11 protein-coding genes are annotated in these 16,288 nt (G+C 72.5%); 6 read left to right on the top strand and 5 right to left on the bottom strand.

Annotated elements, in window-relative coordinates:
* Window positions 1–141: 141 nt before the first annotated feature.
* Window positions 142–945, bottom strand: coding sequence for an endonuclease I family protein (locus ALMP_RS21230; RefSeq protein ID WP_264930652.1), 804 nt, complete (start codon window positions 943–945; stop codon window positions 142–144).
* 263 nt (window positions 946–1,208) lie between these two features.
* On the opposite strand from ALMP_RS21230, the gene ALMP_RS21225 reads away from it, so the two are divergent.
* The 5 genes from ALMP_RS21225 (at window position 1,209) to ALMP_RS21205 (ending at window position 8,947) form a co-directional block, all read left to right on the top strand.
* Window positions 1,209–2,066, top strand: a complete 858-nt coding sequence (locus ALMP_RS21225; protein ID WP_264930651.1) for a class A beta-lactamase-related serine hydrolase — start codon at window positions 1,209–1,211, stop codon at window positions 2,064–2,066.
* A gap of 53 nt (window positions 2,067–2,119) precedes the next feature.
* Entirely contained in the window at window positions 2,120–3,136 is a 1,017-nt protein-coding gene (locus ALMP_RS21220) for an esterase-like activity of phytase family protein (protein WP_264930649.1), read from the top strand.
* A 93-nt stretch (window positions 3,137–3,229) separates the two neighbouring features.
* Window positions 3,230–6,958 carry an ABC transporter ATP-binding protein gene (locus ALMP_RS21215; RefSeq protein ID WP_264930648.1) on the top strand — a complete coding sequence of 1,243 codons (3,729 nt, stop codon included), beginning with the start codon at window positions 3,230–3,232 and terminating at the stop codon, window positions 6,956–6,958.
* Window positions 6,959–7,043: 85 nt separating this feature from the next.
* Window positions 7,044–7,442 (top strand): hypothetical protein, encoded by a 399-nt coding sequence (locus ALMP_RS21210; protein WP_264930646.1) that lies wholly within the window; start codon window positions 7,044–7,046, stop codon window positions 7,440–7,442.
* A gap of 92 nt (window positions 7,443–7,534) precedes the next feature.
* The gene (locus ALMP_RS21205) at window positions 7,535–8,947 is read left to right on the top strand and encodes a S28 family serine protease (RefSeq protein WP_264930643.1); all 1,413 of its coding nucleotides are present in this window, start codon (window positions 7,535–7,537) and stop codon (window positions 8,945–8,947) included.
* A 31-nt stretch (window positions 8,948–8,978) separates the two neighbouring features.
* Here the strand turns inward: ALMP_RS21205 and ALMP_RS21200 are convergent, their stop codons facing one another.
* Window positions 8,979–10,763, bottom strand: coding sequence for a glycoside hydrolase family 3 protein (locus ALMP_RS21200; protein ID WP_264930641.1), 1,785 nt, complete (start codon window positions 10,761–10,763; stop codon window positions 8,979–8,981).
* Window positions 10,764–11,112: 349 nt separating this feature from the next.
* Here ALMP_RS21200 and aroA point away from each other — a divergent pair, with 349 nt between their 5' ends.
* Window positions 11,113–12,354 carry a 3-phosphoshikimate 1-carboxyvinyltransferase gene (gene aroA / locus ALMP_RS21195; RefSeq protein ID WP_264930639.1) on the top strand — a complete coding sequence of 414 codons (1,242 nt, stop codon included), beginning with the start codon at window positions 11,113–11,115 and terminating at the stop codon, window positions 12,352–12,354.
* Between the two features lie 50 nt (window positions 12,355–12,404).
* On the opposite strand, the gene ALMP_RS21190 is transcribed toward aroA, so the two are convergent.
* From ALMP_RS21190 to ALMP_RS21180, 3 genes are all read right to left on the bottom strand, one after another.
* The gene (locus tag ALMP_RS21190) at window positions 12,405–12,857 is read right to left on the bottom strand and encodes a hypothetical protein (protein WP_264930637.1); all 453 of its coding nucleotides are present in this window, start codon (window positions 12,855–12,857) and stop codon (window positions 12,405–12,407) included.
* A gap of 295 nt (window positions 12,858–13,152) precedes the next feature.
* The gene (locus ALMP_RS21185) at window positions 13,153–14,382 is read right to left on the bottom strand and encodes a GNAT family N-acetyltransferase (protein ID WP_264930636.1); all 1,230 of its coding nucleotides are present in this window, start codon (window positions 14,380–14,382) and stop codon (window positions 13,153–13,155) included.
* A 204-nt stretch (window positions 14,383–14,586) separates the two neighbouring features.
* Entirely contained in the window at window positions 14,587–15,867 is a 1,281-nt protein-coding gene (locus ALMP_RS21180; protein WP_264930635.1) for an MFS transporter, read from the bottom strand.
* Window positions 15,868–16,288 lie beyond the last annotated feature (421 nt).

Raw genomic sequence — 16,288 nt, 5'->3', positions numbered from 1 at the left:
GTTCCCATGATCGGTACGGCGGGGGAGGGGGAGATGTTCGGGACCGGCCGAGCGGCCCGCCCGGCGCACGCACCGCGGTCCGGCCCCGGGGTCGGGTGCCGGACCGCGTGCTCGGCGCCGGTGCCGGCCGGGCCGGGAGTTCTACCAGATCGCCTCGACCCACTCCGGGTGGTCGATGAACGGGTTGCGGTTGTGCTGGTAGGTGTCGTAGATGACCTGGTTGCGGCGCTCCTCGAAGGCGTCCGGCGGGTCCTCGTCGTTCCAGGCCTTCAGCACGGAGAGACGGCCGTGGTAGGGGACGCTGCCGTTGGTGACGAGGTCGTTGGGCTCCAGGTTGGGCCAGCCGTCGCCGCCCTCGTAGCGGACGGCCATGTAGAGGATCATGCGGGCCACGTCGCCCTTGACGGCGTCGCGCGGCTCGAAGGAGTTGGAGTCGGTGAGGCTGCCGCCGGAGTTGGTGAAGCTGCTGCCGCCGTTGTCGAAGTCCTTGTTGCCGCGGATGGAGTTGACCGTCACGTCCTCGGGCCGGATGTGGTGCAGATCGGTGCCGGGACCCGCGGAGGTGCCGAAGTCGCCGTGGGACTGGGCCCACACGTGCTCACGGTTCCAGTTGCCGGTGTTGCCGCCGTTCAGCGACTTGCTGCGGGAGATGCCGGAGTAGAGGAGCTTGACGTTGCTGCTGTTGTTCGGGTCCTGGTCGGTGACCTTCAGCGCCTCCCAGAGAGCCGAGTACGACAGCTTCGTCTGGGGGGTGACGATCGTGTGCAGGGCCGACTTCAGGCTCGTACCCGTCTTGCCGACCGCGTTCTTGTAGTACGTCGAGTCGTAGGCCGTCGTGGTCGCCGCGGCGGGGGTCGCGGTGAGGGCGGGGGCGGTGAGGCCCACCATGACGGCGGCGGTGGCCAAGGCCACCGACTTCCATCGGCGTATGCGTGTCGCCAGCATGTGGGTGTCCGATCTACGCGGGTTGATGGGGAGGCGGCAATCGGGAGAGTGACATGGACATGCGGCCTTGTAAATGAATCGGACATGTCGATTGGATGACGGAAACCGGCAAGTCGGGAGCTGTCTACGCGAGTTGACGCGAGGAGCGGCGAGAAGCGGCCCCGACCGGTCCGGCCGGGGGCCGCTGACGGCGTGTCGGTCTGTCGGTCCGCCGATCCGCCGATCCGTACAACCTTTCACCCGAGCTCGTGTGTCAACACCGCATGACTCACGGGATATCCAGACGCGCGAGACTTCTCGCGGCCGGCCTCACCGCCGGCGTCCTCGTCACCGGGGTGGCCGCCGCCGCGCCCGCCGCGGCCGCCCCGCCGGCCGTCGTCTGTTCCTCCGCCAAGGCGGGCCTGGCCGCCAAGTTGCAGAAGGACATCACCGCCGCGCTCGCCACCCGCAAGGGCACGGTCGCCGTCGGCCTCCACGACCGCACCACCAAGACGACCTGCACGCTGCGCGCCTCCACCGCCTACGACTCGGCCAGCGTCGTGAAGGTCACCGTCCTCGCCGCGCTGCTGTGGGACGCGAAGAAGCACAACCGGACCCTGACGGCGACGGAGAGCTCGCTCGCCAAGGCCATGATCACCAAGTCGGACAACGCGGCGACCAGCAAGCTGTGGAAGCAGCTCGGCCTGACGAAGATCAAGGGCTTCCTCGCCGCCGCGAAGATGACGCAGACCAAGCCCGGCGCCAACGGCTACTGGGGGCTGACCCAGATCACGGTGACCGACGAGCAGAAGCTGCTCCAGCTCATCACCGCCAAGAACGCCGTCCTCAGCGACAACGCCCGCGCGTACACCCTGAAGCTGATGAACCAGGTGGTGGCCGCGCAGCGCTGGGGCACGCCGTACGGGAAGCCCGCGAACGCGACCCTGCACGTCAAGAACGGCTGGTTGCAGCGCTCCACGAACGGCTGGCGGGTGCACAGCGTCGGCACGTTCGACGGCAACGGCCACAACTACATGATCACCGTGCTGACGCACGGCAACAGCACCATGAACTACGGCATCACGACCATTCAGGGCGTGGCGAAGGTCATCCACAAGGATCTCGTGGCCGCGGGCGGCTGATCCTTAACGGTGCGTCCCACCCCACGTCACCCTCCCGTCCTACGGTGACGGCCATGCGCCTGCGAACCGTACTCGCCACCCTCACCGCCGGCCTGGCGGCGGCCACCTGCCTCAGCGCCGCCGGGCCCGCGAACGCCCAGCCGAACCGGGCCTGTGCACCGGCCGTCTCCATCGACGGCTTCTCCGACGCCCTGGACAAGACCACCTACCAGGGCGCCTTCGTCGGCAACCTCTCCGCGCTCGCGGTCGACCGGGACGGCTCCCTGGCCGCCCTCTCCGACCGCTCCGCCCTCTTCGGCCTGGACGCCAGGACCCTCGCGCCCGAGTCGGTCGTCCCGCTCGCCGACGACAGCGGCGCCGCCCTCGACGCCGAGGGCCTGGCCGTGGATCGCGACGGCACCCGTCTGGTCACCTCGGAGACCGAGCCGTCCGTACGCCGTTACAGCCCCGCGGGGGCGGTACTCGACCGCCTGCCCGTCCCCGACGCGCTGCGGGTCGCCCCGGCCGGCCGTGCCGTCCCCAACGGCACCTTCGAGGGTCTGACCCTGCTGCCCGGCGGCCGCACGCTGCTGGCGTCGATGGAGTACGCGCTGGCCGGCGACAGCGCGGGCACCGTCCGCTTCCAGACCTGGCAACGGTGGCGCGGCCACTTCCGGCTCGGCGCCCAGTACGCCTACCGCGCCGACCCCGGCCTGGGCGTCCCCGAGGTCCAGGCGACCCCCGACGGCCGGCTCCTCGTCCTGGAGCGCGGCTTCACCGCGGGCGTCGGCAACACCGTCCGCCTCTACCTGGCCGACCCGCGCCGCGCCACCGACACCAGCGGCGTCGAGAACCTGACCGGCCAGGACGGCGTACGCCCGGTCGCCAAGACCCTCCTCGCCGACCTGGTGGACTGCCCGTCCCTGGGGGCGACCGCCAAGCAGCCGCAGCCGAATCCGCTGCTGGACAACATCGAGGGCATGGTGATCACGGGGTACTCGAAGGGCCGGCTGAAGGTGCTGCTGGTGAGCGACGACAACCAGAACGCGGTCCAGACGACGCGCTTCTACCACCTGCGGGTTCGTGTCTGACCGTTCACCCATTGTTGCGGAGGGATGAAATCCGCTTCAATCCGCGTTGGTGCCTTCCGGAAGATCGGGACGGAAAAAACGGAGGGCACCCGCGTGGGACCGCAACGGGGATGGGCACGACGACTCGCCGGCTACGCCTGGCGTCATCCCGGGGACGTCGTCCTCGCCCTCGGCTCCTCCCTCGCCGGCATGGCCGTCATGGCGGTCGTCCCGCTGATCACCAAGGTGATCATCGACGACGTCATCGGCGACCACAGCCGCGCCATGGCCCCCTGGGCGGGCGCCCTGATCGTCGCCGCCCTCCTCGTCTACGCCTTCACCTACGTCCGCCGCTACTACGGCGGCCGCCTCGCCCTCGACGTCCAGCACGACCTGCGCACCGAGATGTACGGCACGCTCACCCGGCTGGACGGCCGCCGCCAGGACGAGCTGTCCACCGGCCAGGTCGTCGGCCGCGCCACCAGCGACCTCCAGCTCATCCAGGGCCTGCTCTTCATGCTCCCGATGACCATCGGGAACATCCTGCTCTTCCTGATCTCCCTGGTGGTCATGGCGTGGCTGTCGCCGCCGCTCACCCTGGTCGCGCTGGCCGTGGCGCCCGCCCTGTGGTGGATCGCCAAGCACAGCCGCACCCGGCTGCACCCGGCCACCTGGTACGCGCAGGCCCAGGCGGCGGCCGTCGCGGGTGTCGTCGACGGCGCCGTCAGCGGCGTCCGCGTGGTGAAGGGCTTCGGGCAGGAGGAGCAGGAGACCGGCAAGCTGCGGGAGGTCGGCCGCAGGCTCTTCGCGGGGCGGCTGCGCACGATCCGGCTGAACGCCAGGTACACCCCGGCCCTCCAGGCCGTGCCCGCACTCGGCCAGGTCGCGATGCTCGCCCTCGGCGGCTGGCTCGCCGTACGCGGCCACATCACCCTCGGCACCTTCGTCGCCTTCTCCACCTACCTCGCGCAGCTCGTCGGTCCGGTCCGCATGCTCGCCATGGTCCTCACCGTCGGCCAGCAGGCCCGCGCGGGCACCGAACGCGTCCTGGAGCTGATCGACACCGAGCCGACCCTGAAGGACGGCACCAAGGAACTGCCCGCTGACGCGCCCGCCACGGTCGAGTTCGACGACGTCACCTTCGCCTACGAGGACGGCCGGCCGGTGCTCGACGGGCTGAGCTTCGAGATCCGCCCGGGCGAGACCCTCGCCGTCGTCGGCTCCTCCGGGTCCGGCAAGTCGACCGTCTCCCTGCTGCTGCCCCGCTTCTACGACGTGACGCGCGGCGCGGTCCTCGTCGGCGGCCACGACGTCCGCGAGCTGACCACGGACTCCCTGCGGGCCGCGATCGGACTGGTCCCCGAGGACTCCTTCCTCTTCTCCGACACCGTCCGCGCCAACATCGCCTACGGCCGCCCGGACGCCACCGACGAGGAGATCCAGGCCGCCGCCCGCGCCGCCCAGGCCGACCGCTTCATCGCCGAACTGCCCCAGGGCTACGCCACCAAGGTCGGCGAGCAGGGCCTGACCCTCTCCGGCGGCCAGCGCCAGCGCGTCGCCCTCGCCCGCGCCATCCTCACCGACCCGCGCCTGCTCGTCCTCGACGACGCGACCTCGGCCGTCGACGCCCGCGTGGAACACGAGATCCACGAGGCCCTCAGACACGTCATGGAGGGCCGCACGACCCTCCTGATCGCGCACCGCCGCTCCACCCTCAACCTCGCCGACCGCATCGCCGTCCTCGACGGCGGCCGGCTCGCCGACCTCGGCACCCACGAGGAGCTCCAGCGGCGGTCCCCGCTGTACCGGCGCCTGCTCACCGACCCGGACGAACTGGGCGGCGTCTCCCCGGGCCACGCCCAGCGGACCTCCCCCGTCGAGGACACCTCCGTACGGGACGAACTGGACGCCGAGTTCGACGCCGAGCGCGGGGTGACGCCCCGGCTGTGGACCGGCGACCGCGAGCCCAAGGACCCCAAGGACACCGCCCTGGCCGGCACGCCCGCCACCCCGGAACTCCTCGCCCAGGTGGAGGCGCTGCCGCCCGCGACCGACACCCCCGACATCGACGAGGCCCGCGCGGTCACCCCCGAGGACTCCTACGGCCTGCGCCGGCTGCTGCGCGGCTTCGGGACGCCCCTGCTGATCAGCCTCGGCCTGGTCGCCGTCGACGCCGGCATGGGACTGCTGCTGCCGGTGATGATCCGGCACGGCATCGACGAGGGCGTCACCCGGGCGGCGCTGGGCGCCGTGTGGGCGGCCTCGCTGCTGGCCCTGCTGGCGGTGCTCGTGCAGTGGGCCGCGCAGACCGGCGAGATGCGGATGACCGGCCGAACCGGCGAACGCGTCCTGTACTCCCTGCGCCTGAAGATCTTCGCCCAGCTCCAGCGGCTCGGCCTCGACTACTACGAGCGCGAGCTGACCGGCCGGATCATGACCCGGATGACCACGGACGTCGACGCGCTGTCCACGTTCCTCCAGACCGGCCTGGTCACGGCGTTCGTCTCGGTCGTCACCTTCTTCGGCATCATGGTCGCCCTGCTGGTGATCGACGTGCAGCTCGCCCTCGTCGTCTTCGCCACCCTGCCCCCGCTGATCATCGCCACCTACTTCTTCCGCCGCGCGAGCGTCAAGGCCTACGAGCTCGCCCGGGAGCGGGTGGCCGTGGTCAACGCCGACCTCCAGGAGTCGGTGGCCGGGCTGCGGATCGTGCAGGCCTTCCGCCGCGAGCGGGACGGCGGGGCGCGGTTCGCGCAGCGCAGCGACAGCTACCGCCGGGCGCGGATCCGGGGCCAGTGGCTGATCTCGGTCTACTTCCCGTTCGTGCAGTTCCTGTCGTCGGCGGCCGCGGCGGCCGTGCTGATCGCGGGCGCCGGCCGGGTGGACGACGCGACGCTCACGACCGGCGCGCTCGTCGCGTACCTGCTCTACATCGACCTGTTCTTCGCGCCCGTCCAGCAGCTCTCCCAGGTCTTCGACGGCTACCAGCAGGCCACGGTCTCGCTGGGCCGCATCCAGGAGCTGCTGCGCGAGCCGACGTCCACCGAGTCCGCCGACGAGCCGCGGGAGGTCCCCTCCCTGCGCGGCGAGATCACCTTCGAGGACGTGCGCTTCGCGTACACCGACGAGGAGGAGGCGCTCGGCGGCATCGACCTGCGCATCCCCGCCGGCCAGACCGTCGCCTTCGTCGGCGAGACCGGCGCGGGCAAGTCGACGCTGGTCAAGCTGGTCGCCCGGTTCTACGACCCCACCCGCGGCCGGGTGCTGGTCGACGGAACCGACCTGCGCTCCCTCGACCTCACGGCGTACCGCCACCGGCTCGGGGTCGTCCCCCAGGAGGCGTACCTCTTCCCCGGCACCGTCCGTGACGCCATCGCCTACGGCCGTCCCGACGCCACCGACGCCGAGGTGGAGGCGGCGGCGCGGGCGGTGGGCGCCCACGAGATGATCGCGACGCTCGACGGCGGCTACCTCCACGAGGTCGCCGAACGCGGCCGCAACCTCTCCGCCGGCCAGCGCCAGCTGATCGCCCTGGCCCGCGCCGAGCTGGTCGACCCCGACATCCTCCTCCTCGACGAGGCCACCGCCGCGCTGGACCTGGCCACCGAGGCCCAGGTCAACCAGGCCACCGACCGTCTGGCGGGCCGCCGTACGACACTGGTCGTCGCCCACCGCCTGACGACGGCGGCCCGCGCCGACCGGGTCGTCGTCATGGACCACGGCCGGGTCGCGGAGGACGGCACGCACGACGAACTGCTCGCCCGCGGCGGGCACTACGCGCGCCTGTGGCGGACGTTCGTCGGGGAGGCCGAGCCGGAGGAGCCGGTCGGCGCGTCCTGGTGACGCCCGTGCAACCGTCCGGCATATGACGTGCGTCCGTACATCTGTACGGGGTTCGGTACGTCATACGCGGGAGGGGACGGGGACCGTGGGCAGTGGTGCGCGGGGGGACATACGCCGACGGCTGGCGGTGGTGCTGGCCGTGCTGACCGCGTCCGGGGTGCTCGCGCTCGCCGCGCCGGGCACCGCCCAGGCCGCGCCCGCGTCCTGCACGGGCCGGAAGGTGCGGACCCTGCCGTTCGCCACCGGCTCCGTGCACGTCTACAAGGGCGGTGGCCGGATCTGCGCCATCACCTACCAGAAGTACCCCGGCACCAAGAGGCGGATCTCGGTCAGTGTGCAGGCGCGCGGCCATGTCGCCGTGAAGAAGTCGCGGAGCCACACCCGCACTTCGGACCCGGTGAGCGTGTACGCCGGAAATCGCCCGGTGCGGGTGACCGGATCGGTCGGGACCGGCTCGTACGCCTCCGGCTGGATCCACTTCTGACCCACTGACATTCGCCAACGCCCTCTGGTGTGACAGGTGTTGCTCCGATAGCTTCCGGCGCACATCTGTCTCACAGGGAAGGGTGCACGCGCATGCGCAAGGCGCTCAGATGGCTGCTGGCGCTCACCGTGCTCATAGGCACGTTGAGCACGGCGGGGGCCGCGACCGCGGCCGAGCCGGAGGCCACGGACATCAAAGACCGGCTGCTCTCCGTACCGGGCATGAGCCTGGTCCAGGAGAAGCCGTACCCCGGCTACCGCTTCTTCGTCCTGAACTACACGCAACCGGTCGACCACCGGCACCCCGCCAAGGGCACGTTCCAGCAGCGGATCACCGTGCTGCACAAGGACGTCAGCCGCCCGACGGTCTTCTACACCAGCGGCTACAACGTCTCCACCACCCCCGGCCGCCGCGAGCCGACCCAGATCGTCGACGGCAACCAGGTCTCCATGGAGTACCGCTTCTTCACGCCGTCCCGCCCCGACCCGGCCGACTGGTCCAAGCTGGACATCTGGCAGGCGGCCAGCGACCAGCACCGCATCTTCGAGGCCCTGAAGACGGTCTACCCGAAGAACTGGATCTCCACGGGCGGCTCCAAGGGCGGCATGACCGCCACCTACTACGAGCGCTTCTACCCCAGGGACATGGACGGCGTCGTCGCGTACGTCGCCCCCAACGACGTCGTCAACCACGAGGACTCCGCCTACGACCGCTTCTTCGCGACCGTCGGCACCAAGGAGTGCCGCGACCGGCTGAACGCCGTGCAGCGCGAGGCGCTGGTGCGCCGAGAGCCGCTGGAGAAGAAGTACGCGGAGTACGCGGCGGCGGAGGGCCTCACCTTCGACACCGTCGGCGGCCTGGACCGCGCCTACGAGGCCGTCGTCCTGGACTACGTGTGGGGCTTCTGGCAGTACAGCAGGCTCTCGGACTGCGACTCGGTCCCGGCCGACGCGCCGAACGCCACCGACGACGAGATCTGGAACTCCGTCGACACCATCTCGGGCTTCTCGTTCTACGCGGACCAGGGCCTGTCGCCGTACACGCCGTACTACTACCAGGCGGGCACCCAACTGGGCGCCCCCACCATCCACTTCCCGCACATCGAGAAGAAGTACATCCGCTACGGCTACCAGCCCCCGCGCAACTTCGTCCCCCGCGACATCCCGATGAAGTTCCAGCCGTGGGCGATGCGCGACATCGACACCTGGGTCCGTCACAACGCCCGCCGGATGCTCTTCGTCTACGGCCAGAACGACCCGTGGGGCGCGGAGCCCTTCCACCTCGGCAAGGGCGCGAAGGACTCGTACGTGCTCACCGCGCCCGGCATGAACCACGGCGCCAACGTCGCCGGCCTGGTCGCCGACGACAAGGCCCTGGCCACGGCACGGATCCTGGACTGGGCGGGCGTCGCACCCGCCGCCGTCGACCGGGCGAAGCCGCTGGCGAAGTTCGACGCGAAGCTGGACGTCCGCGACATCGAACGCGAGCCCACCCTGCGGCCGTGACCGCGCACCGCCACCGGTCCGCGACCGGCGCTTAGTACGTCAGGCCGTGGCCGATCGGGTACAGCAGTTGTGCCGGGTCGGCCGCGTGCCGTACCGGCACCGGGAGCCTGCCGCGCGGCGTGACCGTGCCGGCGATCACCCGGGCCGCGGCGCGCAGTTCGACGTCGGTCCAGGAGTAGGCCGCCAGGCAGGCCCGGGCCGACGGCAGATGAGCGACGTCGTACGGGTTGCGGACGGCCACCGCCACCACCGGGCGGCCGGTCGCCGACAGGCGCTCCACCAGCGTCCGCTGCGGGCTGCCGGCGGTGACCTCGTACGTCGTCACGATCACCGCGTCGGCCTCGGCCGCCGCCGTCACCGCCCCGGCGATCGCCTCGGGCGCCGGGCTGGTGCCGGTGGACAGGGCGGTGGCCGTGAAGCCGAGGTCGCCGAGGGCCGCGGCGAGGACCGTCGTGGGCGGGCCGGTGGTGCCGGAGGGCGACGCCGGGTCGGCGCCCACCACCAGCAGCCTCGGCCGCTCACGGGGGGAGAGCGGCAGCAGACCGCCCTCGTTCACCAGCAGCGTCGTCGTCCGCTCGGCGATCCGGTCGGCCGCCGCGAGATGCGCGGGGACACCGACGGTCCGCTCGACGGCGGCCGGGCTGACGTACGGGTCGGCGAACAGGCCGAGCCGGTCCTTCAGCCGCAGGATCCGCAGCACCGACTCCTCCAGCCGCTCCTCCGTCAGCTCCCCCTCCCGTACGGCCGTCAGCACGGCGTTCCACGCCAGGCCCAGGTCCGGCGGCTTGAGGAGCTGGTCGGCGCCCGCCTTCAGCGCGAGCACGGGGACGCGGTCGTCGCCGTACTTGGTGCGCACGCCCGCCATGTCGAGGGCATCGGTCACCACGACCCCGTCGTAGCCGAGGTGCTCGCGCAGCAGGCCGGTGAGGACGGGCCGGGAGAGCGTGGCCGGATCGCCGGAGTCGTCGAGCGCCGGGACCAGGAGGTGCGCGGTCAAGATCGAGTCGACGCCGGCCGCGATCGCCGCCCGGAACGGCACCGCGTCCAGCTCCTCCCACACCTGGCGGGTGTGGGTGATGACGGGGAAGCCGGTGTGGCTGTCGACGGCCGTGTCGCCGTGGCCGGGGAAGTGCTTGGCGGTCGTCGCGATCCCCGCAGACCGGTAGCCCCCGATCTCCGCGGCGGCCAGGGCCGCCACCGCCTGCGGGTCGGCGCCGAAGGAACGAACGCCGATGACCGGGTTGGCGGGGTCGATGTTCACGTCGGCGACGGGGGCGTAATTCTGGCGGATGCCCAGCGCGCGCAGTTCGCGGCCCGCGAGCCGGCCGAGGGTGCGGGCGTCGCCGGGCGAGCCGCCGGCGCCGATCGCCATCGCGCCGGGGAAGAGCGTGGCCGGACCGCCGACGCGGGCGACGACGCCGTGCTCCTGGTCGGTGGAGATCAGCAGCGGCACTCCCCCCGGCTGCTGGAGCGCGGCCCGCTGGAGGCCGTTGGACAGCTCCGAGATCCGGAGCGGGTCGCGGGTGTTGTGCGCCCAGGCGAAGTAGATGACACCGCCGACCCGGTAACGGGCGATCAGCTCGGCGGCCGTGCGCACGCCCAGCTCCTCGAGGTTGGCGTCGGCGTCGGCCTCGTCGGGGGCGGTGGCCGAGTGGCCGAAGACCCGGGTGACGAAGACCTGGCCGACCTTCTCCTCCAGGGTCATCCGGGAGATCAGGGCGCGCAGCCGGCGGTCGTCCGCGTGGGCGGTGCCGTCGAGGGCGAGGGCCGCGGTGAGGCCGGCGGTGGCGGCGAGGACGGTACGTCTGGAGGGCATGTGCGCTCCTTCCGGGCCGGTCGGGGAGCCTGCACGGTACCCGGCGAGAGGGCCGCCACCGGCGCATCGGAGGGGGCGCGCCGATGACGGCACACTGCCGGCCGCGGTGCGGCGGAGAGGGTGGTCAGCGATCGCAGCCAGCGGCGAGGGCCGACACCGCACCGAGGAGACTCATCCGACAGCTCGCGCATTGGACGACCAACCCCCGCCCCGGGTTCCCGTTTCTGGACCGTGCGCCGGCGGACCCGCCTGGAGAACACGGCGGCGGGCGTGCCCGGAGTGCCGGTCGGGCGGTCCACCCCGTGGACGGGCGGGCGCCGCGTGATGGTGTCGCGGGATCATCACGGGCATGGCCCTCGTCGACATACCCGGTTCCAAGTCCATCACCGCCCGTGCCCTGTTCCTGGCGGCCGCCGCCGACGGAGTCACCACCCTCCAGAGGCCCCTGCGCTCCGACGACACCGAAGGCTTCGCCGAGGGCCTGACCCGGCTCGGCTACCGCGTCGGACGCACGCCGGACGCCTGGCAGGTCGACGGACGCCCGCAGGGCCCCGCGGCCGCCGAGGCCGACGTCTACTGCCGCGACGGCGCCACCACCGCCCGCTTCCTGCCCACCCTGGCCGCCGCCGGCCACGGCACCTACCGCTTCGACGCCTCGCCCCAGATGCGCCGCAGACCCCTGCTGCCGTTGACCCGCGCCCTGCGCGACCTCGGCGTGGACCTGCGGCACGAGGAGGCGGAGGGCCACCATCCGCTGACCGTCAGGGCGGCCGGGGTGGAGGGCGGGGACGTGGTGCTGGACGCCGGCCAGTCGTCCCAGTACCTGACCGCCCTGCTGCTGCTCGGCCCGCTGACCCGCACCGGCCTGCGCATCACCGTCACCGACCTGGTGTCGGCACCGTACGTGGAGATCACCCTCGCGATGATGCGGGCGTTCGGGGTGGAGGTCGTCCGTGACGGCGACGTCTTCGTCGTCCCGCCGGGCGGCTACCGGGCCACCACCTACGCCATCGAGCCCGACGCGTCCACGGCGAGCTACTTCTTCGCGGCCGCCGCGGTGACGCCGGGCGCCGAGGTCACCGTGCCCGGCCTCGGCGCGGGCGCGCTCCAGGGCGACCTGGGCTTCGTGGACGTCCTGCGGCGGATGGGCGCGCGGGTGGAGACCGGCGCGGACCGCACCACCGTGTCCGGCACCGGCGAACTGCGTGGCCTCACCGTGAACATGCGGGACATCTCCGACACCATGCCCACCCTCGCCGCCCTCGCCCCTTTCGCCTCCGGGCCGGTGCGCATCGAGGACGTGGCCAACACGCGCGTCAAGGAGTGCGACCGTCTGGAGGCCTGCGCGGAGAACCTGCGGCGGCTGGGCGTGGAGGTGACCACGGGACCGGACTGGATCGAGATCCAGCCCGGCCCGGTGGCGTCCGGCGCGGAGATCAAGACGTACGGCGACCATCGCGTCGTGATGTCCTTCGCGGTGACCGGCCTGCGCGCCCCCGGGATCTCCTTCGACGACCCCGGCTGCGTCCGCAAGACCTTCCCCGGCTTCCACGAGGCGTTCGCGCGCCTGCGGCAGGACATCGGCGCGTGAACAGGCCCTGAGGCCCGTTCAGAGGGCCGGAGGGATCCCCGCTGTGGTGCTCAGTCCAGCCGGCTCAGATCCCGGCGGCTCATGCCGAACAGCACATTCGGCTGGTCGTACCTGAAGGCGTAGCCGGCGACGAGAGCGGCGGCGATGAATTCGCCGTTGGTGGCGTACCTGCCGGTCGTCCGCTGCATCACGTGTTTCACGGTGTAGCTGCTGACGACAGGAGTCCTGATCGGCGTGATGTTCTCGCGCAGCCACGCGGCCGTCTCCACCACCACGGCCACGCGTCCGGCCAACTCCTCGCGGCCGACGGCGAGTTCGTCACGGCGCTGCTCGGCCGTCAGGCGATGAGAGGCGAAGACGCCGATACCGAAGGAGTTGAGCCGTGGGTGCTGCCGCATCACCTCGGCGAAGGCCGTGATCTGTCGGCGGGCCTCCAGATACGGCAGCCCGGTGGCTGCCTGGAGGGCCCGGATCTCGGCCTTGCGGCGACGGTCGTCGGTCATCGTGTGCTCCAACTCGCGGGACGTCCCACGTCCACCCCGCCGCGGATATATGGATGACCTGGCGGAACGCTGGTGCGCGATTCGGGGAACCTTGTCTTCGCCGCCACGATGGACGTGGGCCACCATGACTCGGAGCGGGCAGGCGCGAAACTGCCACGCACAGCATACGCCCCAACCCGGCCCCGTCCCCGACGAATCGGGGCGGTCCGCCGACGCCGCGTTCAGTACCGAGGCCTGACCGGCCGGCGCCCCGACCGACGGTGCGGAGCAGCCGTCGGCCCTCGGCGCTGCGCGGTCAGAACCAGTGCAGGCAGTGCGGGGAGCGCTCGGCGCGGAAGAGCGCGTCAGCGAGGGCGGCCGCGCCCGGGCGGTGGGCCCGGATGTGCCCGGCGCGCACGAGCGTGCTCGGGGCGGTGCCGCCGAGGTAGACGGAGCCCAGGTCGCGGATGTCCAGGGACAGGTCGGGCTCCCGGTCCGTCGCAACGCAGTCGGCCCTGCCGTCCCGAACGGTCAGCAGATAGCGGTCGTGTGCGCCGAGGAACGGGTCGTCGACATCGAGGACGAGTTCGCCGTCCATGAACCAGCCGCGCGCCATCAGCGCACGCGGGACGTCCAGCAGCCGCACCCAGAGCCAGTCCATGTCGCCGCTCACCTCGCCGGCGCGGAAGTCCACGAACTGCCGGCGCAGCGGGTGGTCGGACGGGACGTGCCGGAACACGACCTGAGAGACCAGGTCGTGTTCGAGTACGAACCGGGCCAGGGCCGTGAAGACGGCGTCGTCGGCGGTGATGGTCTCGTCGACCGTCAGGGTGCCGGACTCGGTCGAGTAGCTGGCGTACCCGTCGGGGACACCGTCGGCGTCCCGGTGGACGGCGACGTAGCGCGGCGTCGGCGAGATCGGCGGCTGTCCCGCGCGCAGGGCCCACCAGCGGTGCGGCCGGGACAGGGCGCCGGGCTGGGCGCGGCGGTACCGGTCGTAGACCTCTTCCAGAATCTCGCCGCACTCGGCCCGGCGCAGCACCTCGACCGAGCCGTTGTCCGAGCCGGTCGCTGCCGCCCGGGCCGCTCCACGCGCCCGGGGAACGGCGAGGGCGGCCTTGTGGCGCGGCACCGTCAGCCGCGCCGTGTAGGTCGCCGGTCCGTAGCCGAACCTGCCGTAGATCGTGGCCTCGGAGGCCAGCAGCACGCTCAGCAGCTCCCCACGGGCCCGCAGTTCGGTGAGCTGATGTCGCATCATCGCGCGCAGCACGCCCTGGCGGCGGTGCGAGGGCAGGACGCCGACGGCGGTCACCCCGGGGGCCGGGACGAGGGTCTCACCGGGCAGGGTGAGCTCGAAGGAGTGCGTGGCGGCGGTGCCGACGGGCCGCCCGTCCGCCGTCCGGGCGAGCAGGCAGCGGTCCGTTTCGAGCGCCGACCACCAGAGCCCGCCGCCCTCGATGGGGGTTTCCGGGAAGCGCCCGAACGCGGCATGGACCGTGTCGACGAAGACGTCGAAATCCTTGTCGGTCGTGGGACGTATCTCCATTGCCGCCGCTGCCTCCTCCGGATACCGGCACCACGACTCGTGATGTCCGGCCACAGTGCAGCGTCGACCCGTGGCCATGGCAAGCGAATTACGGCCGGGCCGCCCTCAGCGGCTCGCCGCCCGGGAGGCCGCCGCCCGCAGTCCCTCCCGCACCACCGCCGGCACCGGATCCACTGGAGTGGTGCCTGGACGCGGACACGGCGTTCACGGTCCGGCCGGAGCGGTGGCCGGCGGCTCCTCGGGCTCCTGGGCAGAGGGCTTCCCCGGCCGGACCGCCCGCAGCTCCGGTGTCGCGGCGCCCACCGCCGCCACCGCGAGCAGACACAGCAGCCCGCCCGTGACCAGCGCGGTCGCGCCCGAGGTCCAGCCCGCCACCACACCGCCGCGCAGACCGCCGAGATGCGGGCCGGCCTGCCCGACGATGGTCTCGGCCGCCGTCACCCGGCCCAGCAGCGCGTCCGGGGTGCGGGTCTGCACGATCGTCGTCCGGGACAGCACGGCCACCGAGTCCGCCGCGCCGGCCACCACCAGCATCCCGAGCCCCGCCCAGGCGCTGGACGTCAGGCCGAACAGGGCGAGGGACGCACCCCAGGTGGCGGAGGCGCCCAGCATCACCGGACCCGGGCGGGCCAGCCGGGTGAGCGGACCGGAGAACGTGGTCGCGGCCACCCCGCCCACCGCGAGTGCCGACAGAAACAGGCCGAGGGTGCGCGGATCGCCGCCGAAGCGTTCCGCGTTGACCAGCGGGAAGAGACTCAGCGGCATCGCGAGGACGGTCGCGGCCAGATCGGTCAGCAGCGCGCCGCGCACCACCCGGTGGCCGGTCAGGAAGCGCAGCCCGTCGAGGACGCCGTGCAGCCCGGGCCGTGACCTCTCGCCCTCGGGCGGCAGCGCGGGCAGCCCGAAGGCGCCGTAGAAGGCGAGACCGAAGCTGAGGGCGTCCAGCAGGTAGCACACACCGATGCCCCACCAGCCGAGGACGACGCCGGCGACGGCCGGGCCGAGCAGCATCATCGCCTGGCCGGTGACCTGGTTCAGGGCCAGGCCCGCGGCCACCTGGTCCTTGGGCAGCAGCCGCGGCACGAACACGCCCGCCGCCGGCGCGCCGACCGCACCGAACGACGACTGCACCGCGACCAGCCCCAGCACGAGGACCACCGGGACGTGCCCGGTGAAGCCCTGCACGGCCAGCAGCACCGAACAGACCGCCTGCCCGACGGTGGCCATCAGATAGACGCGGCGCCGGTCGGCCCGGTCCACCCAGGCCCCCGCGAACAGCCCGACGCCGACCAGCGGCAGCGCCTGCGCCAGCCCGACCGCGCCGCTCCAGACCGCGCTGTGCGTCATGTCCCACACCTGGTACATGACGGTGACCATGGTCATGAAGCCGCCGAGCGTGGACACCGTGCGCCCGAACAGCAGCCGCCGGAAGACGGGAGAGGTACGCAGGGGACGAACGTCGAGGAAGGTCCGGCCGAGACTCATGACGCCGACGGGGCGGCGATGGGCGCGTCGAGCGCCCGGGGCTGCTGATCCACGGCGCGGAGGCTAACCCGCACCACCACCGCCCCGCCAGACAATTACGGCCCGCCCACCGCGGGACCGCCCGTCGCGGGACCGCCCATCGCCGGATCGCCACCGCGGGACCGCCCATCGCCGGATCGCCACCGCGGGATCGCCCACCGTGGGCCGTGCCGGCGCGGGGCCGTCCTGCCGGAGGCAGCGCCGCCGCGGGCTGTACGAGCCGGGCCGTGCCGCTGCGGGTCGTACCAGCGCGGGCCTCCCGCCGCGCGCCGTCCGCCGCAGGTCGCCCGTCGCGGGCCGTGCCGGCGCGGGGCCGTCCTGCTGCGGGCGGTACCGCTGGGGGCAGTGCCGACCAGGGCCGTACTACCCGGCCGTACCACCG

This window comes from Streptomyces sp. A012304 (assembly GCF_026008495.1).
Classification (GTDB): Bacteria; Actinomycetota; Actinomycetes; order Streptomycetales; family Streptomycetaceae; genus Streptomyces.
Note: the sequence above shows the minus strand (reverse complement) of the source record. Positions and strands in the feature narration are given on the sequence as shown.

Bases quoted from the DNA above. Each gene is read 5' to 3' on its own strand.
- ALMP_RS21230 (WP_264930652.1), bottom strand. From the start codon at position 945: ATGCTGGCGACACGCATACGCCGATGGAAGTCGGTGGCCTTGGCCACC.
- ALMP_RS21225 (WP_264930651.1), top strand. From the start codon at position 1,209: ATGACTCACGGGATATCCAGACGCGCGAGACTTCTCGCGGCCGGCCTC.
- ALMP_RS21220 (WP_264930649.1), top strand. From the start codon at position 2,120: ATGCGCCTGCGAACCGTACTCGCCACCCTCACCGCCGGCCTGGCGGCG.
- ALMP_RS21205 (WP_264930643.1), top strand. From the start codon at position 7,535: ATGCGCAAGGCGCTCAGATGGCTGCTGGCGCTCACCGTGCTCATAGGC.
- ALMP_RS21200 (WP_264930641.1), bottom strand. From the start codon at position 10,763: ATGCCCTCCAGACGTACCGTCCTCGCCGCCACCGCCGGCCTCACCGCG.
- aroA (WP_264930639.1), top strand. From the start codon at position 11,113: ATGGCCCTCGTCGACATACCCGGTTCCAAGTCCATCACCGCCCGTGCC.
- ALMP_RS21190 (WP_264930637.1), bottom strand. From the start codon at position 12,857: ATGACCGACGACCGTCGCCGCAAGGCCGAGATCCGGGCCCTCCAGGCA.
- ALMP_RS21185 (WP_264930636.1), bottom strand. From the start codon at position 14,382: ATGGAGATACGTCCCACGACCGACAAGGATTTCGACGTCTTCGTCGAC.
- ALMP_RS21180 (WP_264930635.1), bottom strand. From the start codon at position 15,867: ATGAGTCTCGGCCGGACCTTCCTCGACGTTCGTCCCCTGCGTACCTCT.